Here is a 22,077-nt window from a genome sequence, read left to right as displayed (position 1 = left end):
TAACTAGTGGATTTTGGATCACGGACAAACGACGGCTGCGTGACGGACCTGTGATGCATCGTCCGGCGCCGGACTTGCGATGCGCCCCGCGACAGCAGGGGAGAAGGCCACAATGGCGGCGGCGGCGGCGATCTTTGTCTCAAAACGGCTCCAGCGCGCGGCCTTCGCCTTCCTCTGTCTCGTCGCGGCGCAGCTGGTGCTGGCCAGCTGCGAGCCGGAACCCTCGGCGATGGCGGCAAGGGTGACGCTGGGCGGTCACTGACCAGACTCCTCTCCGCGAAGCGGGGGACCGCGCGGAGCGCGGTGGAGGGGCGGCGCAGTCGCTCCCGGACGGCCCGCAAGACTGCCGTGAGCCTTCCGGCATCGCCGGACGATCCGGCGCTTCCCCTCAGTCAGGCTCCGCCTGACAGCTCCCCACGCGTGGGGAGCAGGGTGAAAACGCCTACCCCAGCACCCCCGACAGGTCATACCCGGCCCCGCGTCCCAGGGCCGACAGCTCGCTCCTCGACCGCACGCCCGACAGCGCCTGGCCGATCGACCAGGTGACGATCGACCGCGTTCCGGACCGGCAGAAGGCCAGCACGGGGCCGTCGGCGTCCTCGATGGCCACGCGGTTGGCGGTGATCTGCTCGTCCGTCGGGCTGCCGGTCACGGGGATGTGGACATAGTCCATGCCGGCCGCCCGGGCGGCGGCTTCCATCTGCGCGCTGGTCGGCTGGCCCGTGACCTCGCCGTCGGGGCGGTTGTTGATCACCAGGGTGAAGCCCTGGGCGGCGGCCACCGCCATGTCTTCGGGCGCGATCTGCGGGCTGACGGAGAAGTCCTCGGTCACGCGGCGAAATTCGGTCATGTCGGAGTCATCCCCACTGCGGTTCGTTGACATCATCGGAGCCCGATGGAAGGTTCGCAACGCCTTTGCGGTTAACACGCCGCGCCAGTGAGCCGACATGCTGCGTTTCCTGTTCCGCCGTCTGCTCGTGGCCGTCCCGACCCTGCTGCTGGTCGTGACCATCGCCTTCTTCATGATGCGCGCCGCGCCGGGCAGCCCGTTCGTCAACGAACGCCAGCTGTCGCCTGAAGTGGAGAAGGCCGTGATGGCCCGCTTCGGCATGGACCGGCCGTTGCCCGAGCAATACCTCAACTACCTCAAGGGCGTGGCCGTCGGCGACTTCGGCCCCTCGATGAAGTACCGCAACAAGACGGTGCTCGAGATCCTGCAGGACAACTACAAGGTCAGCGCCACCCTGGGGGTGCTGTCGATCCTGCTGGCCATGCTGGTGGGGGTGAGCCTCGGCGTCATCGCCGCCCTGCGCCAGAACCGCATCGCCGACTACCTGACCATGGGGGTGGCGATCCTCGGGGTCTGCATCCCGACCTTCGTCACCGCGCCGCTGCTGGTGCTGGTGTTCGCCTCGAAGCTCGGCTGGCTGCCGACGGCCGGCTGGAACGACGGGGCGCTGGCCAATCTGGTCCTGCCGATCACCGTGCTGGCCCTGCCGCAGATCGCCATCATCTCGCGGCTGACCCGGGCCGGGATGATCGAGGTGCTGCGCTCCAACTACATCCGCACGGCCCGGGCCAAGGGCCTGCCGGAGCATCTGATCGTCCGCAAGCACGCCCTGCGCGCGGCGCTGATGCCGCTGGTCAGCTATCTCGGTCCCGCCGCCGCCGGCCTGCTGACCGGCTCGCTGGTGGTCGAGAAGATCTTCAACCTGCCGGGGCTGGGCAAGTTCTTCGTCAACAGCGCCCTGCAGCGCGACTACACGGTCGTGATGGGCATGGTCATCGTCTACGCCGTGCTGATCCTGGTGCTGAACCTGATCGCCGACATGATCTACGCGGCGCTCGATCCCCGGGTGAGGCTGTCATGAGCGTGCTCGACATGATCCCCGGATCGCCGGATCGCGCGGCGCTGCTGCAGAACGCGGTCAAGGGCCGCTCCCTTTGGGACGACGCCACCCGCCGCCTGCTGCGCAACAAGGCCGCCGTCGCCGGCATGATCGTGCTGGCGCTGATGGTCGTGCTGGCCGTGGTCGGCCCGTTCCTGGTGTCGTTTCCCTACGACAAGGTGACCAAGACCGACATCTGGATGGGCCCGCTGCGCAGCGGCCACCTGCTGGGCACCGACTCGCTCGGGCGCGATCTGCTGGCCCGGTTGCTGGCCGGGCTCGGCGTGTCGCTGGCCATCGGGGTTGTGGCGACCAGCGTGTCGCTGGTCATCGGCGTGATCTGGGGCGCGACGGCCGGCTACCTCGGCGGGCGCATCGACGAGATCATGATGCGCATCGTCGACACCCTCTATTCCCTGCCGTTCATCTTCTTCGTCATCCTGCTGATGGTGACGTTCGGCCGGAACATCTTCCTCATCTTCCTGGCCATCGGCGCGGTCGAGTGGCTGACCATGAGCCGCATCGTGCGTGGCCAGACCCTGTCGCTGAAGAGCAAGGAATTCATCGAGGCGGCGCGGGCGGCGGGCCTGACCCCCGGCCAGATCATCTTCCGCCACATCGTGCCCAACCTTCTGGGGCCGGTGGTGGTCTATGTCACCCTGACCATCCCGGCGGTGATCATCGCCGAGAGCTTCCTGTCGTTCCTGGGGCTCGGCGTTCAGCCGCCGATGGCCTCGCTCGGCACCCTGATCGCCACGGGGGCGCAGGACATGGAGATGGCCCCCTGGCTGCTGATCTTCCCCTCGGCGACGATGATCGTGACCCTGATGGCCTTCAACTTCATCGGCGACGGCCTGCGGGACGCCCTCGACCCGAAGGACCGGTGAGATGGCCCGTTCAGTTGTCGCGGTGAACGCGCAGGTGGCTGTAGCCGATGGTCATCATGAAGCTGCCCATGGCGGCCGAGCGGATTTCCACGGTCGTACCGGGCTTGGGATCGCGCGAGACCCGCTCATTGTCGACCTGGCGCCAGACCGCGCCGTCGCTCATGCGGAACACCCATTTGCCGGTGGCGTCCTGGCTGGCGGAGTCGACGGTGGCGGTGATCTTGTCGATCGTCTCGGCCTTGCCGCCGGTCATGAAGGTCGGCATCTGGAAATTGAAGCCGAACGCGGCCCGGTTGGCCTCTCGCACCTGGGCCCGGTCGACCACCACCACCTCGCCGGCCTGCTCAGCCGCGTCCAGCGAGGCCGCGGCGGCGTCGTAGCAGGCCAGCCGCTGCGTCGGGTCGGCCACCTTGCGGCAGTCGACCACCGCCTGCAGGGGCGCGGCGCGACCCTTGATCGGCGAGGCGGCCAGACCGGCCCCGGCGGTCAACGCGACGGCCGCTCCGGCGGCCAGGATGAATGCGGTCTTCCGGCGCAGGGCGAGCGATGACATGGGCGACTCCCGAACTTCTGTGGCCGCCATTGAACGGCCGGGCCGCGTGATCCGCAATCTCTTCCTCGCCGGGGCGGCCGTGCTGGCGCTCGCGGGCTGCGGCCAGTCGGCCCCCTCGCGGCCGGCCTGCCCGCCGGGCAAGGTCTGCCTGCAGTACGGCAACGCCTCGGAGCCCCAGACGCTGGACCCGCAGCTGTCGACCGGCACCTGGGAGGACCGCATCCAGAGCGACATGCTCGTCGGCCTGACGCAGTCCGACCCCGCCGGCAAGCCGATCCCCGGCATGGCCACCCACTGGGACGTCAGCCCGGACGGCCTCGTCTGGACCTTCCACCTGCGCGACGCGACCTGGTCGGACGGCGTGCCCGTCACGGCCGACGACTTCGTCTTTTCCTTCCGCCGGCTGCTCGATCCGAAGACGGCCTCGGAATACGCCTCGGTCTTCTTCCTCGTGAAGGGCGCGCAGGCGGTCAACGAGGGCAGGGCCCCGCCGGAGACGCTCGGCGTCTCGGCGCCCGACGCCCGCACAGTGCGCATCGAACTGAACCATCCCGCGCCCTATCTGGTCGAGCTGGCCAAGCACCACACCATGTACCCGGTGCCGAAGCACGTCGTGGAGCGCTGGGGCGAGGACTGGATCAAGCCGGAGCACTTCGTCGGCAACGGCCCCTATGTCCTCAAGGAATTCCGCCTGGGCAACTACGTGCGCTCGGTGAAGAACCCGCGGTTCTGGGACGCCGACAAGGTCTGCGTCGACGAGGTCTACTACTACCCCACCAGCGACGCGATCTCGGCCGAGCGCCGGGTCGCCCGCGGCGAGCTGGACCTCAACGCCGACATCCAGTCCAATCGCATCGCCTACCTGCGCACGAAGATGCCCGGCTATGTGCGGACCAACACCTACCTCGGCGTCGTCTACCTGGCGTTCAACAACAACCCGAAGAGCGGCTTTCCGCCGTTCCGCGACAAGCGGGTGCGCCAGGCCCTGGCCATGTCGGTCGACAGCGACTTCATCGCCTACAGACTGCTGCGCGGCGGGCAGGTCCCGGCCCGCACCTTCACCCCGCCCGGCGTGGCCAACTACGGGGCGGGGGCGGAGCCGGCCCACTGGGCGAGCTGGCCGCTGGCGAAGCGTCAGGCCGAGGCGCGTCGTCTGCTGGCCGAGGCCGGCTACGGCCCCGGCCATCCGCTGAAGTTCGAGATCAAGCACCGCAACACGCCCGATCCGATGCAGTTCATGCCGGCGATCCAGGCGGACTGGAAGGAGATCGGCGTCGAGGTGACCCTGGCCCAGGAGGAGACCCAGATCGCCTACGCCGACTACCGCAGCCGCGCGTTCCAGGTCGCGGACGCCTCCTGGGTCGCCGACTACAACGACCCCACCAGCTTCCTCGACCTGCAGCGCTCCTTCTACGGGCCGCAGAACTACGGCGACTACAACAACCCCGAATACGACCGGCTGATGGCCCTGGCCGATCATGAGCCGGATGTCGCCAAACGGGCGGCCTATATGGCGAAGGCAGAGCACATCATGCTCGAGGACGCCCCGATCGCGCCGGTCTACTACCTGGTCAACAAGAACCTCGTGCGGCCGGAGATCAGCGGCTGGGTCGACAACCTGCTGGACCACCACCGGACCCGCTGGCTGTGCGTGAAGCCGAAATGACGCGGCGCCGATTCGCCCCATAAGCGACGCGCCGGGGTCAATTTCGCGCGCCTGTGCGCCACGGTCGGGAATTCGGCCCTCAATTCGGGCCGCCGACCGCCGTTCTGTTGCCAAAGTGCGACATCGCGGCGTCCGTGATGTGACGGTCTTGCAATGATCGTTGACCCTCGATTGTGCGGAGAGCAAGGATCGCCGCAACCGGACGTCTAAGGGCGTCCGGAGTCTTATTCGTCCAGACTTTTAGAGGGGGCGTGGCTGCCGGAGCTTTCCGGCCCGCGCTGAACCGGAGGGAATAACTTGAGGCTCCAATCCACGCGCGGCCGCCTGCTGGCGTCCACCATCATCTGCGGTGCGGCCATCGCCGCCGCCGTCCCTGCGTTCGCGCAGGACACCACGGTTGACGCCGTCGTCGTCACCGGTTCGCGCATCGCGCGCCAGGACTACGTGGCCAACAGCCCCGTCTCCACCGTGACGTCGGAACAGATCGAAACGACCGGCAGCCTGCAGGTCGAGCAGATCCTGAACGCCCTGCCGCAAGTCGTGCCGGGCTTCACCGCCGCCTCGAACAACCCGTCCGACGGTACGTCGACGGTCGACCTGCGCGGCCTCGGCCCGCAGCGCACCCTGGTTCTGGTCAACGGCCGCCGCACCACGCCGGCGACCAAGGGCTTCTCCTCGACCGACCTGAACACGATCCCGACCGGTCTCATCGACCGCGTTGAAGTCATGACGGGCGGCGCCTCGGCCGTGTACGGCTCGGACGCCCTGGCCGGCGTTGTGAACTTCATCCTGAAGAAGAACTACGAAGGCCTGGAACTGGGCACCCAGTACGGCATCTCGGGCTTCGGCGATGGCGAGCAGTTCAACCTGTCGCTGCTGGCCGGCGCCAACACCGCCGACGGCCGCGGCAACGTCACGACCTACATCTCCTACTACGATCGCGACCAGGTCCTGCCGGACCTGACCGACCGTCCGTGGTCCTACTACAGCAACGCCGGCGGCTCGGCCACGGGCGTCGCCGGTCGTCTCGACAACCAGCCGCTGAACCCCTTCGTCGCCCAGGCCACCGCGCCGGGCTGTACCTCGAACGCCACCCGCAAGGACCTGTCGTTCAGCCCGTCGGGCGCCGTCCGCGGCTTCTGCAACAACTTCGACATGACCGCCGCGGTCAACGACCGGTACAACTTCTCGCCGGTCAACCCGCTGATGTCGTTCGACGAGCGCTGGACGGCCACCGTCCTCGGCCGCTACGACATCACCGACGCCGTCGAAGCCAACTTCGAAGTTGACTACACCGACAACCGTAACGGCGCCCAGCTGGCCCCGACCCCGGCGACCGGCATCAGCATCGCCGTCACCAACCCCTTCCTGTCGGCGTCGGCCCAGGCTGCGCTCGCCGCGCGTCCGAACCCGCTCGGCAACGCCGTGTTCCGCCGCCGGATGGTTGAAGTCGGCGCCCGTCAGCAGGACCACAACAACAAGACGTTCAACGTCAACTTCGGCCTGAACGTCGACCTGCCGAACGACTGGAAGGTCGAAAGCTACCTCAGCTACGGCCGCACCGAGTTCACCGACGCGACCCGCAACGACGTGTCGCGTTCGCGCCTGTACGCCTCGCAGTCCGGCACGACCGCCGCCTGCTCGGCCGCGGCTCTCGCGATCTTCCCGACCTGCACGCCGGTCAACCTGTTCGGCGCCGGCAGCATCTCGACGGCGGGCGCGAACTTCATCCGCCTGAACTTCACCGACCAGACGATCTTCGAGCGCACCACGGCCTCGGCCGTCGCCTCGGGCTCGCTGTTCACCCTGCCGGCCGGCGACGTCGCCGTCGCCGTCGGTGTTGAATATCGTGAAGACTCCTTCTCCTACACGCCGGACGCCTCCCACGCTTCGGGCGACATCTTCGGCTTCAACATGGAAAAGGCCGTTTCGGGCGGCTACAGCGTCGGCGAAATCTACGGTGAAGCCGTGGTTCCGCTGGTCTCCGACGTCACGGGCGTGAAGTACCTGGGCCTGGAACTCGGCGCTCGCTGGTCCGACTACAGCTCGGTCGGCAACGTCACGAGCTACAAGGCCGGCGGTGAATACGAGCCCTTCGACGGTCTCCGCTTCCGCGCCATGTACCAGCGCGCCAGCCGCGCCCCGAACGTGTTCGAACTCTTCCAGGCCGGTGACCAGGGCTTCCCCGCGGCGACCGATCCCTGCTCGACGGCGAACCCGGGCACCGGCGCGGCGACTCCGGTCACCAACGCCACCATCCTGGCCATGTGCACGGCTTCGCTGGGCGCCAACCCGAACACGATCAACTACGTCCAGCCGAACTCGCAGCTCGAAGCCTTCTTCTACGGCAACCCGAACCTCGCCGAAGAAGTGTCCGACACCTACACCATCGGCCTGGTCTGGCAGCCGGAGTTCATCTCGGGCCTGAAGCTGACCCTCGACTACTATGACATCAAGGTCGACGGTTACATCGGTTCGATCAACGGCGGCACGCAGGGCACCATCAACGCCTGCTACAGCTCGGGCAGCTTCGCTTCGGCGGCCTGTAACGATGCGGCCGTCGGCGCCCTGACCTACCGTGACTCCACGGGCGAACTGAAGATCCGCGTTCCGCTCGGCAACGTGTCCTCGCTGGAAACCAAGGGCATCGACCTTGGCGTCACCTACGGCCTGGGCATGGACTGGTGGACGGGCAAGCCGGAATCCTTCGGCGACAAGATCGACTTCCAGCTGAACCTGACCAAGCTCGACAGCTACGTGCTGGACGGCATCGACTATGCCGGCACGATCGGCGCCTACAATATCTCGGCCACGCTGCCGGAATATAAGGCCGTCCTCCGCGTCGGTTACGACATCGGTCCGGTCCGCTTCACCTACATGGGCTCCTACTGGGACGCGATGGACAACCAGGGCAACATCCCTGCCTTCGCCGACGGCGGTTACACCGGCGTTGACTCCTACTGGTACCACGACATCAACGCCCAGTGGGCCGTCAACGACACCGTGGAAATCTTCGGCGGCATCAAGAACATCGCCGACGAAGAGCCGCCGGTGTTCGACAACGCCAACGACGGCAACACCGATCCGAACTCCTACGACGTGATCGGTCGTTACTTCTACGTCGGTGGCAAGCTGAAGTTCTGATCCACCGATCAGACCTGAATTGGGGCGGCGGACTTCGGTCCGCCGCCCTTTTTCTTAGTGCGCGGCCAATCCTCCCCGGAGCGCAGCGAGGGGGAGGGGGACCGCCCGAAGGGCGGTGGAGGGGGCGACGCGACGGCCAGCGGCCCCATCCTGAATGCCGCCCGTTCCGGCTTATCCGGCGCACCCCCTCCACCCTGCTCCGCAGGGTCCCGCTCCCCAGCACGCTTCGCTCGTGGGGAGGATGCTCCGCGGGCCAATCTGAATTCCCCGCGCCCAACCCCCTGAATTCCCACGCGTCCGCGGGCGCTGTCCGACCGCGTGAAATCGAATGCGCATCACCTCCCGGGGGCATGCCTATCCTCAAGCCATCCCGCCGCACGGGGAGGGCGTCTCGGCCAGGCGATCCGATGCGGCGGCGGGATGGAGTTCGAGCGGGGTCAGGTGGGCGGGGGTTACGCTCACGGTCCGGGGATGGTCAGCCGCCACCCGCCCGCCGGAGGCTTCTGCCGGCTAAGCGTTAAAACCGCTGCCCACCGGCGGCTGCCGGATAACGGACTTCGCGGCGCGTGACGGCCTGTCCCTCTGCGACGACTACCCCAACAGACATCCGGGCAGACCGGAGCGCGCCGCACCCTCCCCAACCTCGCTGGCGACAGTGGAGGTCGCGAACCCACGCCCCGCATCCGTCATCCTCGGGCCTGTCTCGAGGCCCCATGCACACGAGCCCTGGTCGTCAGCGCGGCGATGGCGCGTTCGCCCAGGCCGCCATGGTGCTCCTGAATCCCCGGGACAGGCCCGAGCATGACGGGCCGGGGGAGGCCGCAAGAGAAGACCGGGGACATGTGCCGTCTTCGGTACCTGTCCCTTGCCGCTGAAGGCTGATGGCGACACGCCCTGAAGTGCAGGTCCCCGCCCACGCCATCGCCCACAGAAAAAGGGCGGGGATCGCTCCCCGCCCTTCGTCCTTGTCCGTCCGTGGATCTGAAGGCTAGAGCCCGCCCGGTCCGCAGTCGGTGCGCAGGTAGTCCTCGACCGCGTGCAGGACCTGGGCGATCTGGCCCGGCTCCCAGCGGTTGGACTGGTGGCCCATGTCCTTGATCGGCAGGTACTTGTACGGCTTGCCGGCGGCCTTGAGCGCCGCCACGAACCGTTCGGACTCGCCGATCGGCACCGTCTGGTCGCGGTCGCCGTGATACAGGAACACGGGGATCGAGACCTCAGGGCCGTGATCGGCGGGCGACAGGCCCTGGATCGACGGGCGCTGCAGTTCACGGCCGATGCGGCTCTGGTTGACCAGCTCGCGGAAGCGGTCGATCGAGGCCACGCCGGCGCCGGCGATGGCGCACTGGTAGATCCCGTTGGGCCGCACCGAGGCCGCCATGGCCGCGTAGCCGCCGTAGGAATAGCCGTGCATGGCGATGCGGTCCGGGGCGGCGATGCCCTGGGCGATCAGCCACTTGGCGCCGTCATCCTTGTCGTCCTGCATCTTCTGGCCCCACTCGGCGTCGCCGGCGCGCCACAGACGCTGACCCCAGCCGTCCGAGCCACGGTACTGCGGCTGCAGCACGGCGTAGCCGCGGGCGGCGAAGTACTGCGTCCAGCCGGTGCCGTCCCAGCCCATGAAGTCCCGCGCCCACGGACCGCCGTGCGGAACGATGAGCGTGGGGTAGGGGCCGGCGCCGTAGATCGACTTCTTCGGCGTGGTCAGGAAGGCCGGCACCATCAGGCCGTCGCGGGCGGCGTACTGCACCATCCGGGTGTCGCCGAGGGCCGCGGTGTTCATCCACGGCCGCGAGGCGCCCAGCGGGCTCAGCTTGGTCCCGTCGGTCAGCAGGAAGTATTCCGGCGGCTGGCTCGGGCCGGACTTGACGACGATGACGTACTTGAAGTCGTCGGACCAGCTGTTGATCGACGCATCGGCGCCGTCGGCGGTGGAGTAGCGCGACTTTTCGCCGGTGGCGATGTCGGTCCACTGCATCGGCACGGTCGTCACGCCGAGCGCTGCGCGCAGGCCCTTGGTGATCGAGGCCATCCGCTCGTCCACCCAGTAGGTCTTGGTGACCTCGCCGCTGTAGGTGAAGCCCAGCAGCTTGCCGTTGGAGGCGGCGGCGTCGGACTGGACCACGCCGTCCGCGTCGAACAGCTTGATCTCGAAAATGGACTCGAGAAGCTTCTTGTTGGCGATGTCGTAGGCGAAGATGGCGGCCTTGTCGCGGCCGACCGTGCTGCGCACGTAGATGATGTTGGGGTCTTCGCTGAAGCCGACGATGTCGGTCGGCTCACGGTCGGCGGCGAAGTAGCGGAAGTGCTCTTCCCACTGATCGTTGGCCGGGTTGCGGATCCACTGGGCGATGTAGACCTTGCCGTTCTCGAAATCGACGGACTTGCGGGCGCGAACCTCGCCGGTCAGGTCGATCTGCTCGTCGCCGAACTTGTCCGACGAGGTGAACGTCTTGCGCCGTCCGCCGGTGTAGAGATCGAGCTTGTAGTAGTTCCCGTCCTCGAAGCTCTGGATCAGAATGTTCTTCGGGTCGGTCGGCAGGGTCGAGGCGACGCGGGCGTTCGGGCCCTGGGTCTGGTCGGTGGTTCCCAGCGCGTTGCGCCAGACCTTGCCTTCGAGGTCGGTGGTGAAGAAGCGGAACAGGTGGGTCCGGGTGGCCCCCTCGGTGATCGTCTGGCGCACCTGGACGACGATCCGGTCGTTCTTCAGGAAGCCGACGCTCAGGCACTGCGAGCGGTCGCCGCACAGCAGGTTGACCGGGGCCTTGGCCATGTTGGCCGTTTCCCAGATGGACACATAGGCCTTCACGCCGTCCGGCGAGCGGATGGCGGCGATATGCTTGCCGTCGGGCGAGACGCTGACGCCCTTGATGGCCGCCTCGCGGCCAAAGTCTTCGGCGCTTGGCGGGGTGCTGGGCGAAGCGGTCGCGGGCGAAGCGGCCTGCCTCGCCTGGCCCGGAACGACCGCGGCGAGGCCGAGGAGCGCTACGGCTCCCGCGGCGATCCAGAATTTGCGAAATTGCGGCGTCACGGTGACCCCTCAGAGACTGGTGGACGCTCGTTGACCACGGGAATCATTCCCCGCAGACACGAGATGAGCGCGATGAATACGGCCGCGGGGCGGCTGTGCCCGGGCAATCTAACCGCAAACACGGTTTCGCCAAGCTGATCTTGCCATTCCCGATCTGATTGCGCCGGGGGCACAGAATGCCCGTCGGCGGGGAAACTGTGGCGAGATTGTTACGCCCCGATGGCTATGGGGCTAAATTGCGTCATCATTCTTGTAGGCGGGATCGAAGCTGCTAGTTTCGCTAAACCGCGCGGGATGGGTATCCCGTGAACGTTCGTCCGCGAGCGTTGATTCATCGGGCTACTGGGGATTTGAAACCAAATGCTGGACCGCAAGATTCTTATGGGTTCGACCGTGATCGCCGGCTTCGCCGCCGCGCTCGCCGTCTCCGCCCCCACCGTCTCGTTCGCCCAAGCGGCGCCCGCGACCACGCCGCCGGCCGCCACCACGGCCAGCGACGACGACACCGAAGTCGAGGCGCTGGTCGTCACGGGTTCGCGCATCAAGCGCTCTGAATTCACCAGCCCGGCTCCGGTCCAGATCATCACGGCCGAATCCTCGACCCTCGAGGGCCTGGTGGACACCGCCGAGATCCTGCAGCAGTCGACGATCGCGAGCGGCTCGTTCCAGGTCAACAACATGCTGACCGGCTTCGTCGTCGACGGCGGCCCGGGCGTGAACACCATCTCGCTGCGCGGCCTCGGCGCCAACCGCACCCTGGTCCTGCTGAACGGCCGCCGCGTTGGTCCCGCCGGCGTGCGCGGCACCGTCGGCCCGGTCGATCTGAACGTCATCCCCAACTCGTCGATCGAGCGCGTCGAAATCCTGAAGGACGGCGCCTCGTCGATCTACGGCTCCGACGCCGTGGCCGGCGTGGTCAACATCATCACCAAGTCGAACCTGGACGGCGCCGAACTGAGCGCCTTCTACAAGACGGGTGAAGAGCCGGGCGGCGAATACCTCCGCTTCAACGGCGTCTGGGGCAAGACCTTCGACCGCGGCTACGTCACCCTGTCGGCCGACTACTCGGAACAGAAGGCCCTGCTGCGCAGCGACCGCGACAACCTGTCGTGCTCGGCGGACTACCTGTTCGACCCGACCACCCACGCCCGCAAGGACTACCTCGGCCTCGACGGCCAGCCGAAGTGCTACAACCTGCTGAACAACGGCTTCCAGCTGGCGGGCTTCGGCGGCACGTTCCAGTATCGTGACCCGGCCCTGGCCGGCGTCTATCCGACCACCGCCGGCACCCAGCCGACGGCCCTCGGTCCGGCAGGCGTCGCTGCGCTGATCCGCGCGGCCCGCGCCGGCTTCCCGGAATCCTACCCCTACGCCAACTACGACTCGCCCTACGATCAGCGCCGCACGGTCATCAGCCCGGTGAAGCGCTCGACCGTGTTCGGTTCGTTCGGCTTCGACCTGACGCCGGGCGCCGAACTCTACGGCGAATTCCTGTTCAACCGTCGTGAGTCCGAGCAGGACAGCGTCCGTCAGCTGTTCCCGACCGTCGCCGTCGGCAACCCCAACAACACCTGGGGCAACCTGGTCGGCGCCAGCGCCGTGCCGATCATCGCCACGCCGTACAGCTTCACGCAGAACATCGACTACACCCGCGGCGTTCTCGGCCTGCGCGGCACGTTCGACGGCGCCTTCCTGAACAACTGGGACTGGGACATCTACTACCAGTTCTCGCGTTCGGACGGCGAATACACCGGCGACATCATCTATAACGACCGCGTCGTCGCCACGACCGGCGCCACGGCCTGTAACAACGCCGCGATCACGGTTTCCAACACCCTGCCGGGCGGCAACTGCTCGACCCTGCCGGCTGGCGGCATTCCGTGGCTGAGCAGCCGCGTCCTGTCCGGCGCCTTCACGGACGCTGAAAAGCTGTTCCTGTTCGGCAACGAAACCGGCACCACCACCTACGACCAGGACCTGGTCGAAGGCAGCCTGTCGGGCGACCTGTTCACCCTGCCGGCCGGTCCGCTCGGCGCCGCCATCGGCTTCTCCTGGCGTCACGAAGAGATCGACGACACCCCCGGGGCGACCGCCGCCAGCTACAACATCTGGGGCCTGACCTCGGCCGGCCGCACCGCGGGCGACGACACCGTCAAGGAACTGTTCGGCGAACTGGCGATCCCCGTGTTCAAGGGCCTGCCGGGCATCGAAAGCTTCGACCTGTCGCTCTCGGGCCGTTACACGGACTACGACAGCTACGGCTCGAACAGCACCTACAAGGTCGGCGCCAACTGGCAGATCGTTCCGGCGTTCCGCGTCCGGGCCACCTACGGCACCTCGTTCCGCGCCCCGGCGCTGTACGAGCAACACCTGGGCGGCCAGACCGGCTTCCTCGGCCAGACCTCGATCGACCCCTGCGTCCGTTGGGACGAAAGCACCGATCCGGACATCGTGTTCAACTGCGGCACCAACCCGCTGGGTCCGATGCTGCCGGTCGGCTACACGGGCGGCACCAGTGGTTCGGCGCTGATCATGACCTCGGGCGGCACCAACCTGAAGGCTGAAGAGTCCAAGGCCTACACCCTGGGCGTGATCTGGACCCCCAGCTTCATCGACCTGAACGTGGCCATCGACTACTTCGACATCCAGGTGGACGACGAAGTCACCAAGTTCGGCGCGGCCAACATCCTGAACCAGTGCTACTCGCGCGCCAACTTCGCGACCAACCCGTTCTGCTCCTCCACGTTCTTCACGCGTGGCACCCCGGCGCAGGGCATCACGCTCGTTCACGACGACTACACGAACATCGCGTCGCAGATTAACCGCGGTATCGACCTGACCTACCGCTACCAGCACGAGTTCGACGCTGGTCGCCTCACGCTGGACGGTCAGTTCACCTGGCAGCTGCACGACGTCACGACGCTGCAGCTGGGCGGCGATCGCTCGGACTACAACGGTACGACGAACGGCTACGATGGTCCGGACTTCACCGGCCAGATGAGCGCCCGCTTCGACCACGGCGACTGGACCTTCAACTGGTCCACCGACCTGATCGGCAAGGGTTCGGACACCGAACTGGCCGGCAGCGACGTGTTCCGCAGCACGAAGTACTGCACCGTGCAGGTCCCCTGCACCAACGTCGCGCCCGCGGGCGTGCCGGTGTACTTCAAGCAGTACGTCGAGTTCACCGCCTATCACGACATCTCGGTCCGCCGTAAGATGGACGACTGGACGTTCGTGGCCGGTATCTCGAACCTGTTCGACGAGCGGGCCCCGTCGGCCTCGACCGGCCAGTTCCGGCTCGGCACCGCGGCCCTCAACCAGTACGACCTGGTTGGCCGCAGCCTCTTCGTGAACATCTCGAAGAAGTGGTAATCTGACCCAGTCAGACACCTGAATGGGGCGGCGGAGGAAACTCCGCCGCCCTTTTCTTTTGTCGCGGCGACCGCTAGGCCCAAGCCATGTCCGCCCTTCTGTCTTCGCTTCTTGGCCGCGCCCGGGCCCACTACCGACAGGGCCAGCCGCGCGAGGCCCATGCCCTGGCGCTCGAAGTCCTCCGCATCGACGACCGCCAGGGCGAGGCCTATGCCCTGCTGGGCGAGATCGCCGCCGACCAGCGCGTGTTCGACCAGGGCGCGGACCTGTTCCAGCGGTCCCTGGCGATCAATCCGCGCAATGCCGCCTGGGGCGCGGGTCTGGCCCGCTGCCTGAGCGGCCTCAATCGCGAGGGGCCGGCGCTTACCGCCGCGACCCAGGCCCTGGCGCTCGGCCCCGATGATCCCCGCACCTTCGACACCCTGGGCGTGGTGTTCAGCCGCGCGGGCCGGCAGGCCGAAGCGGCGCTGTGCTTTCGAAACGCCGCCCGCCTGGCCCCTGACAACGCCGCCTATCTGCTGAATCTCGGCTGGGCCGAGCAGTATGTTGGCGACCTCGCGGCGGCCGAGGCCGCCTGGCGCCGCGCGGTCGCGCTCGATCCGACCTCCGACAAGCCGATCTCGGCCCTCGTCCAGCTGGTCACCCAGACGCCCGAGGACAACTTCATTCCCGCGCTGGAGCGGCTGTTCGCTGCAGCCTCGGGCGACGCCGACCGACGGCTGCGCATCGGCCACGCCCTCGCCAAGTCCTTCGAGGACATGGGCCGCCCGGCGGAGTCGTTCGACTGGCTGGTGCGGGCCAAGGCGGCCAAGGCCGCCGCCGCTACGGGCCTCGCCGCCTGGCAGGCCGACATCTTCGCCGCCGCGCGCGGCACGGCCCCGAAGTCCGCCGGCGCGGCGCCGGGCGATCCCTCGGCCGCCCCGATCTTCGTTTTCGGCCTGCCGCGCAGCGGCACGACCCTGGTCGAGCGGATGATCATCAGCCATCCGGCGGTGGTCTCGGCCGGCGAGCCGATGGACTTCGCGATCAACACCCGCCGCATGGCCGGCGCGCCGTCCCGCCAGCTGATGGACGGGGCGACCCTGCGCGCCCTGCCGCCGGCGGCGATGGGCCGGCTCGGCGCCGACTATCTCGCGGCGATCCGCGCGCGCCATCCGGGCGGCGACCACTTCACGGACAAGACGCCGCTGAATTTTCTCTATGCGGGCCTGATCAACGCGGCCCTGCCCAACGCGCGGATGGTCTGCCTGCGTCGCCATCCGGTCGACAGCTGCCTGGCGCTGTTCCGCCAGGTGTTTTCCACCAGCTTCGCCTTCTACGACTGGACCTATTCGCTGGAGGCGACGGCGCGGTTCTATCTCGCCTTCGACCAGCTGGTGGCCCACTGGCGCGAGGCCCTGCCGGCCGACCGCTTCCGCGAGGTGGTCTACGAGGACGTCGTCGCCGATCCGGCAGGGCAGGCGAGGGCGCTGCTGGCCTGGCTGGGCCTGCCCTGGGACGACGCGGTGCTGGCGTTCCACGAAAACGCCGCCCCGGTGGCCACGGCCAGCGCCGCCCAGGTCCGCCGCGCGGTCTACGCCACGTCGGTCGGCCGCTGGAAGGCCTACGGCGACCGCCTCAGGCCGCTGACCGACATCCTCGTCGCCGGCGGCGTGCTGTCGCCGGAAGACCTCGAGGCGGGCTGACCGCTACCGACCCTGGTGGATCGGCGTCGGGGCCAGCACGGCCGCGCCGGACGGGCTCGCCCGCAGGCGGCTGGCGGCCATCTCGTCGAGGATCGCCGAGGCCCGCGGATCGCCCATGACCCAGCCGGCCGCAGCGAGGGTGCGGATGGCGCTGGAGCTGACGCCGAACATCTTGCTGAAGGCCTCGAACGGCGAGCCCGACTCTTCCATGTGCCGCACGCGGACCTCGCCCTTCAGGTTGGCGAGGGCCTTGGCCCGGTCGATCGCGTCGTAATAGCCGCCGAGCTGGTCGACGAGGTGCAACTGCCGCGCCTGGACGCCCGTCCAGACCCGACCCTTGGCGATTTCACGCACCCGGTCGACGGGCAGCTTGCGGCCCTCGGCGACCCGCGAGACGAACCCGTTGTAGATATGGTCCATCCAGGCCGAGAAGGCGGCCCGCTGGGTCGGCGAGAAGCCCGAGCTCGTGCCGAAAGTGCTGGCGTACTCGCCGCCCACGGCGGTCGAGCGCACGTCGATGCCGAACCGCGCCAGGGCGTCGCCGAGGGCGAACTTGCCGCCATAGACGCCGATCGAGCCGGTCAGGGTCGTCGGCTGGGCGATGATCTCGCTGGCCTGCGAGCTGATCCAGTAGCCGCCGGAGGCGGCGTAGGTGCCCATGCTCACCACGACCGGCTTGCCGGCTTTCCGCGCGGCCTTCACGGCCGCCAGGATCTGTTCCGAAGCGGTGTCGGAGCCGCCGGGCGAGGAGACGCGGAAGACGATCGCCTTCACATCCTTGTCCTCGATGGCGTCATAGAAGGCTTCGGACACGTCGTCGGACCAGACGGTGTCGTCGCCGGAGAACGGATTCCCGCCGCCGCCGCGGCCGGTCATGATCGGGCCCTCGGCGCCGATCACCGCCACCACGGGCTTGCCGCCCAGGGCGTTCGCCGCCCGCTCGGTGCGCAGGGCGTGGCTCATGTAGTCGTCGAAGTCGATCAGCTTGGCCTTGCCGCCCACGCGGGCGATCAGGGCGTCGGAGGCGTCGCGCACCTGGCCGACCCGGTCGATCAGGCCCTTCTGGGCGGCGGCTTCGGCGGAGTAGGGGCCGGCCTCGACCATCCGCACGAACGCCACCGGCTCCTTCTTGCGGTCGATCGCGGCGGTCAGCACGCCGGTGCGGTAGATCGAGCCCATCCAGGCCGTCTCCGACTCGCGGTGCGCCGGGGTGTAGTCGCTGTAGAGGTAGGGATTGACGGCGTTCTTGTACTCCATGCGCTGCTCGTACTCGGCCTTGACGCCGTACTTGTCGAAGAAGCGCTTGAAGAACATGTCCTCGCTGGCCCAGCCCACGGCCTGGAACGAGCTGTCGGGCTGCATCCACAGGGCGTCGGTCGCCGCGCCCAGCATGTAGGTCGAGAGCACCGCGCCGGACGGGTAAAGGCCCTGGCTGTGCGCCCAGATCGGCTTGCCGGCCTTGCGGAAGTGCAGGAAGGCCAGGCGCAGCTCGTCGGCGGCCGCCGGCGGCATGCCGCCCTCGGGCAGGCGCACGAAGATCGCCTTCACCTTGTCGTCGCCCTCGGCGTGGCGCAGCGTCTCGATCACCGAGACGACGCTCATGCCCGGCCCGGAGAAGGCGGCGAACGGATTGTGGGGGTCCTGGTCGGTCAGGCCGCCGCGCAGGTCCAGCTCGAGCACGGCCTGGGCCGGCGTCATGTCCTTCGGCTTGCTGGCCGCGCCGATCATCGAGCCGATGACCAGGAACGGAATCAATACGAAGAACAACACCAGGCCCGCGAAGACGCCGGCCATGGTCAGGAGAAACTGCTTCATCGGGAACCCCGGGTGGACTGAACGCTCACGCTATATGGGTCGGCGTTTGCGTCAAATGAACACGGGGACACACTCCCCGCGAAATCGTTCTGAATCAGGATTTCGCGGGGCGCGGGAAAGATGGTCGGAGTGAAAGGATTCGAACCTTCGACCCCCGCCTCCCGAAGACGGTGCTCTACCAGACTGAGCTACACTCCGACGTAAGGACGCGGCTTATAGAGGCGACTTCTCTGGACCGCAAGCGACCATAGAAACCGTTTCACACGGCGTTGCATCCGGTCCGCGCCTGCGCTATCTGACCCGCCTCGCGACGCATGGCTCCCCGGAGCCGCGCCGTTCCTGCTGGGGAATGGTGTAATGGTAACACAGCGGTTTTTGGTACCGTCATTCTAGGTTCGAGTCCTAGTTCCCCAGCCACCTCTTCCCCTCATGTCCGGATCGCAGACCCGGACTCGCCCGCCGCGCCCATGCTGGCGACCAGACGCGTCAGTCCGGCTATCGCGGTCCGCGCCACCAGACCATGACATGGAACAAGGCCGACCGGTTCGGTCGGTGAGACCTTCGCGCGATCCTTCGCCGGAGTTGCACCGATGGCCTACCTCGACCTGCTGCTGCATATCGACAGTTATCCCGCGCCGATGCCGGTCGCGCTGATCGACGAATCGGTCGCCCTCGCCGCCAGCCTGGGCTCGAAACTGACCGGCCTGGCGATCGAGATCGACATCCCGGTCCACAGCAACCGCCTGGCCGACTATCTGATCGGCCTCAGCGCGCTCGGCCGCCAGGAAGAGGAACGCTGCCGGGAGGCCTGCCGCACCGGCCTGGAGCACTTCACGACCGCCGCCACGGCCGCCGGGGTGTTCAACGCGGCGATCCTTGGCCGGACCAACTATCTGGAACGGGCGGGCGACATCACCCGCAGGGCGATGACCCGCGATCTCTGCCTGCTGCCGCGGCTTGCCGGCATCGACCGCCAGCTCGACGTCGCCCAGACGGTGGTCTTCGGCTGCGGCCGTCCGGTGCTGATCTTCCAGCCCGGCGCGCTGGGCGACCTGGCGGTCTGGCCCGAGGTGGCGGTCGTCGCCTGGGACGGCAGTCGCGGCGCGGCCCGCGCCATGGCCGACGCCCTGCCGCTGCTCAAGCGGGCCCGGCTGGTCCGTGTGCTGACGGTGGTCAATGAAAAGCCCGGCGCGACGTTCGAACTGGGCGTCGATCCGGTGCGGCACCTGCTGATGCACGGCGTCGCGGCGGTCCGCGACGAGATCGACATCGGCGGCGAGACGATCGGCGTGGCCATGGAGGCCTACCTCGAACGCGAGAGCGCGCGCCTGCTGGTCATGGGCGCCTTCGGCCACTCGCGCGTTCAGGAGTTCCTGCTCGGCGGGGCGACGGACTACGCCCTGCGCGCCACGGTCTGTCCCGTTCTGCTGTCGCACTGACGCCCGGCGCGCCCGCCGCCCAGACCGGGAACATGCAGATGGAAGAGCAGGCCCTGCGGGGGCTTGATGATCTGGAGGCGGCGAGGCGGCTGGCGGAGAACGGCCCCAACGCCCTGCCGCCGCCGCCCGCCCGCGGCGTTCTCCGGATCATTCTGGAAACCATGCGGGAGCCGATGTTCCTCCTGCTGGTCGGCGCGGCCGCCCTCTATCTGTTCCTCGGCGACCTGGCCGAGGGGCTGTTCCTGATGGGCGGCGCACTGGCGACCATCGGCCTGGTCGTGCTCCAGGAGGCCCGCAGCGAGCGCGCCCTGGCCGCCCTGCGCGACCTGTCGCAACCCCATGCCCGGGTCATTCGCGCCGGCGTCGAACGGCTGATCGAGGCGCGCGAGCTTGTGCCCGACGACATCGTCCTGATCGGCGAGGGCGAACGCCTGCCGGCCGACGGCCTGCTGGTGGCCGGCGACGTGCTCCGCGTCGACGAGTCGGCCCTGACCGGCGAATCGGCTCCGGTGTCCAAGCGCCCGCTCGAGGCCGGTGAGCACCCCGATCCGAACCGGCCGCCCGGCGATGAAACCGGCCCCCATCTCTATTCCGGCACGCTGGTCGTGGCCGGCCAGGCAGTGGCCCGGATCAGCCGCACCGGCCCGCGCACGGCGCTCGGCCGGATCGGCGTCTCCCTCGCCACGATCGTCGACGAGCCGACGCCGCTGCAGAAGACCGCCGGCCGGCTGGTCACCTGGCTCGGGGTGATGGCGATCGGGTTTTGCGCCGTGGTGGTGGCCGCCTACGGCCTGCTGCGCGGCGACTGGGTGGCGGGTACCCTGGCGGGGATCACGGTGGCCATCGCCCTGATCCCCGAAGAGTTCCCCATGGTGCTGGCGGTGTTCCTCGCCCTCGGCGCCTGGCGGCTGGCGACCCGCCAGGTGCTGGTCCGGCGTGGGGCGGTGATCGAGGCGCTCGGCGGCGCGACGGTGCTCTGCGTCGACAAGACCGGCACCCTGACCGAGAACCGCATGCGGGTGGCGCGCCTCTGGACGGAGGCCGGGGACCGCGCGGTCACGGCGGACGAGCCGGGCGTCGGCGCCGGCCCCTGCGCGGCGCTGCTCGCGACGGCCGGTCTGGCGTCGGCGGTCCGCCCGGTTGATCCGATGGACCGGGCCGTGCGCGACCTGCTGGCGACGGCGGAGACCGGGATCGAACCCGAACGGGTCTGGCCCCTGCGGCCCGGGCGGATGGCGGTGATCCAGGCCTGGCGCGGCGCGGGCGAGACCCGCATGGCCGCCGCCAAGGGCGCGCCGGAGGCCATCTTCGCCCTCTGTCGCCTGACGCCCGACGAAGTGGAACGTCTGACGGCCGTCGTCACCCGCTTCGCGGCCGACGGCCTGCGCGTGCTGGGCGTCGCCGCCTGCGCCGTGGAGGGGGCCTTTCCGGACGACCCCGGCGCGGCGCCGTTCGAGTTCCAGGGTCTGGTCGGGTTCCTCGACCCCGTGCGGTCCGACGTTCCGGCCGCCCTCGCCGAAGCCCGGGCGGCGGGCATCTCCGTCGTCATGATCACCGGCGACCATCCGGCGACGGCCATGGCCATCGCCGCCGCCGCCGGTCTCGACGTCAGCGGCGGGGTCCTCGAGGGGCCCGGGATCGCCGGCCTGTCGCCGGAGGCGCTGGCCGCGCGCCTGCCGGGGGTGCGGGTGTTCGCCCGCATCGCGCCCGAGCAGAAGCTGCTGATCGTCGAGGCGCTCAAGGCCGCCGGCGAGGTCGTCGCCATGACCGGCGACGGCGTCAACGACGCCCCGGCGCTCGAGGCCGCCCACATCGGCATCGCCATGGGCAGGAAGGGTACGGATGTCGCCCGCGAGTCGGCCGACCTGGTGCTGATGGACGACAGCTTTGCGTCCATCGTCGGCGGCGTGAGGCTCGGCCGGCGCATCTTCGTCAACCTGCGCAAGGCGCTGATCTATGTGACGGCCATCCATGTGCCGATCGCCGGCCTGGCCCTGATCCCCGTCGTGCTGGGCCTGCCGCAGCTGTTGTTTCCGATGCACGTGGTCTTTCTGGAGCTGGTCATCGACCCGGTCTGCGCCATGGTGTTCGAGGCCGAGCCCGGCGGCGCGACCGCCATGAGGCGACCACCGCGGCGTCGCGACGAGGCCCTCTTCGGTCCGGCGCAGATCGGCCTTGCCCTGATTCAGGGCCTGGGAGTCCTGGCGGGCGTCCTGGGGCTCTACGTCTGGGGGCTGGCGCACGTCTCCGAGGCCGAAGCCCGCGGCCTGGCGTTCCTGGCGCTGGTCACCGGCAATCTCGTGCTGGCCCTGGCCGACGCCTCGACATCCGGCGCGCGCCTGTTGGCGCCGCACCGCCGCATCTACTGGGCGATCGCCGCGATCGCGGGATCGGTCCTGTCGGTCATTCTCCTGGTCCCGCCGCTGGCGGCGGTGTTCCGGGTGGCCCCGCCGCCGCCCGCGCTGCTGGCGCTGGCCCTCGCCACAGGCCTGGTCGGCGGCGGATGGTTCGGCGTCATGCGCGCGGTTGGCGGGCGGAGACGGCGCGTCGTCGCGCGCCCGGGACAACGACCGGTCAAGGGCTGACACGGCGC

At 68.6% G+C, this 22,077-nt stretch carries 13 protein-coding genes and 2 tRNA genes; 10 read left to right on the top strand and 5 right to left on the bottom strand.

What is annotated here, in order from left to right; all coding sequences use genetic code 11:
* Positions 1-112 precede the first annotated feature (112 nt).
* Complete coding sequence (locus AC1RN0_RS14800) at positions 113-262, top strand: hypothetical protein (protein WP_492788221.1); 150 nt, start codon at positions 113-115, stop codon at positions 260-262.
* Positions 263-442: 180 nt separating this feature from the next.
* Here AC1RN0_RS14800 and AC1RN0_RS14795 read toward each other — a convergent pair whose 3' ends face one another.
* Positions 443-850: a TIGR01244 family sulfur transferase gene (locus tag AC1RN0_RS14795; RefSeq protein ID WP_492788220.1), complete on the bottom strand. Its 408-nt coding sequence runs from the start codon at positions 848-850 to the stop codon at positions 443-445.
* A gap of 97 nt (positions 851-947) precedes the next feature.
* Here AC1RN0_RS14795 and oppB point away from each other — a divergent pair, with 97 nt between their 5' ends.
* Both oppB and AC1RN0_RS14785 read left to right on the top strand, forming a co-directional pair.
* Positions 948-1,871, top strand: a complete 924-nt coding sequence (oppB, locus tag AC1RN0_RS14790; RefSeq protein WP_492788219.1) for an oligopeptide ABC transporter permease OppB — start codon at positions 948-950, stop codon at positions 1,869-1,871.
* Positions 1,868-2,776: an ABC transporter permease gene (locus AC1RN0_RS14785; RefSeq protein WP_492788218.1), complete on the top strand. Its 909-nt coding sequence runs from the start codon at positions 1,868-1,870 to the stop codon at positions 2,774-2,776. The genes oppB and AC1RN0_RS14785 overlap by 4 nt, the downstream gene beginning before the upstream one ends.
* A 10-nt stretch (positions 2,777-2,786) precedes the next feature.
* Here the strand turns inward: AC1RN0_RS14785 and AC1RN0_RS14780 are convergent, their stop codons facing one another.
* Complete coding sequence (locus AC1RN0_RS14780) at positions 2,787-3,329, bottom strand: hypothetical protein (RefSeq protein WP_492788217.1); 543 nt, start codon at positions 3,327-3,329, stop codon at positions 2,787-2,789.
* Between AC1RN0_RS14780 and AC1RN0_RS14775 the strand changes: the two genes are divergently transcribed.
* Entirely contained in the window at positions 3,328-4,995 is a 1,668-nt protein-coding gene (locus AC1RN0_RS14775; protein ID WP_492788216.1) for a peptide ABC transporter substrate-binding protein, read from the top strand. The genes AC1RN0_RS14780 and AC1RN0_RS14775 overlap by 2 nt on opposite strands.
* 297 nt (positions 4,996-5,292) lie before the next feature.
* On the top strand, positions 5,293-8,139 hold the full coding sequence (locus tag AC1RN0_RS14770) for a TonB-dependent receptor plug domain-containing protein (protein ID WP_492788215.1): 2,847 nt from the start codon (positions 5,293-5,295) through the stop codon (positions 8,137-8,139).
* A 988-nt stretch (positions 8,140-9,127) separates the two neighbouring features.
* On the opposite strand, the gene AC1RN0_RS14765 is transcribed toward AC1RN0_RS14770, so the two are convergent.
* The gene (locus tag AC1RN0_RS14765; protein ID WP_492788214.1) at positions 9,128-11,170 is read right to left on the bottom strand and encodes an alpha/beta hydrolase family protein; all 2,043 of its coding nucleotides are present in this window, start codon (positions 11,168-11,170) and stop codon (positions 9,128-9,130) included.
* 360 nt (positions 11,171-11,530) lie between these two features.
* Here AC1RN0_RS14765 and AC1RN0_RS14760 point away from each other — a divergent pair, with 360 nt between their 5' ends.
* Both AC1RN0_RS14760 and AC1RN0_RS14755 read left to right on the top strand, forming a co-directional pair.
* Positions 11,531-14,545, top strand: a complete 3,015-nt coding sequence (locus tag AC1RN0_RS14760) for a TonB-dependent receptor plug domain-containing protein (RefSeq protein WP_492788213.1) — start codon at positions 11,531-11,533, stop codon at positions 14,543-14,545.
* 86 nt (positions 14,546-14,631) lie between these two features.
* Positions 14,632-16,230: a sulfotransferase family protein gene (locus AC1RN0_RS14755; protein ID WP_492788212.1), complete on the top strand. Its 1,599-nt coding sequence runs from the start codon at positions 14,632-14,634 to the stop codon at positions 16,228-16,230.
* 3 nt (positions 16,231-16,233) lie between these two features.
* On the opposite strand, the gene sppA is transcribed toward AC1RN0_RS14755, so the two are convergent.
* Both sppA and AC1RN0_RS14745 read right to left on the bottom strand, forming a co-directional pair.
* On the bottom strand, positions 16,234-18,045 hold the full coding sequence (gene sppA, locus AC1RN0_RS14750) for a signal peptide peptidase SppA (RefSeq protein ID WP_492788211.1): 1,812 nt from the start codon (positions 18,043-18,045) through the stop codon (positions 16,234-16,236).
* A gap of 121 nt (positions 18,046-18,166) precedes the next feature.
* Positions 18,167-18,243: transfer RNA gene (locus AC1RN0_RS14745), tRNA-Pro, on the bottom strand.
* Positions 18,244-18,388: 145 nt separating this feature from the next.
* Between AC1RN0_RS14745 and AC1RN0_RS14740 the strand changes: the two genes are divergently transcribed.
* The 3 genes from AC1RN0_RS14740 to AC1RN0_RS14730 all read left to right on the top strand — a co-directional run bounded on the left by AC1RN0_RS14740 (position 18,389) and on the right by AC1RN0_RS14730 (position 22,069).
* Positions 18,389-18,462, top strand: a tRNA-Gln gene (locus AC1RN0_RS14740).
* 173 nt (positions 18,463-18,635) lie between these two features.
* Entirely contained in the window at positions 18,636-19,484 is an 849-nt protein-coding gene (locus tag AC1RN0_RS14735; RefSeq protein WP_492788210.1) for a universal stress protein, read from the top strand.
* Positions 19,485-19,522: 38 nt separating this feature from the next.
* Positions 19,523-22,069, top strand: a complete 2,547-nt coding sequence (locus AC1RN0_RS14730) for a cation-translocating P-type ATPase (RefSeq protein ID WP_492788209.1) — start codon at positions 19,523-19,525, stop codon at positions 22,067-22,069.
* The last annotated feature ends 8 nt before the right edge of the window (positions 22,070-22,077 follow it).

Source organism: Caulobacter sp. GW821-FHT12F03 (assembly GCF_058806855.1).
This window is presented reverse-complemented; position numbering and strand designations above follow the sequence as displayed.